The 605-nt window shown below is 71.6% G+C and carries 1 protein-coding gene; it reads left to right on the top strand.

Annotation, left to right across the window (positions count from 1 at the left end; all coding sequences use genetic code 11):
• On the top strand, positions 1-605 hold a 605-nt coding region (gene ruvB, locus ACLBX8_RS31570; RefSeq protein ID WP_447716404.1), incomplete at both ends, for a Holliday junction branch migration DNA helicase RuvB.

Below are 605 nucleotides of genomic sequence, written 5' to 3' on the forward strand. Positions count from 1 at the left end.
CTCGGCGTGAACTTCCGCTCGACCTCCGGGCCGGTGATCGCCAAGGCCGGGGATCTGGCCGCCCAGCTCACCAACCTGGAGGAGCGCGACGTCCTGTTCATCGACGAGATCCACCGGCTCAACCCGGCGGTCGAGGAGATCCTCTACCCGGCCATGGAGGATTACCAGCTCGACCTGATCATCGGCGAGGGCCCGGCGGCGCGCTCGGTCAAGATCGAGCTGCCGAAGTTCACGCTCGTTGGGGCCACGACGCGGGCGGGGCTGCTGACGACGCCGCTGCGCGACCGGTTCGGCATCCCGATCCGGCTGGAGTTCTACGAGATCGACGAGCTGGAGCAGATCGTGGCGCGCGGCGCGCGGGTGCTGGGTCTGGGCATGTCGGCGGAGGGCGCCAACGAGATCGCCCGTCGGGCGCGGGGCACGCCGCGGATCGCGGGGCGGCTCTTGCGGCGGGTGCGGGACTTCGCGGTGGTGGCGGAGGCCGAGACGGTGACGCGGGCGATCGCCGACCGGGCGCTGCAGCTCTTGGACGTGGACGGGGCGGGTCTCGACGTGATGGACCGCAAGTACCTGAGCCTGATCGCGCGCTCGTTCGGGGGCGGGCC

The sequence above is a fragment of the Methylobacterium sp. D48H genome (genome assembly GCF_053345715.1).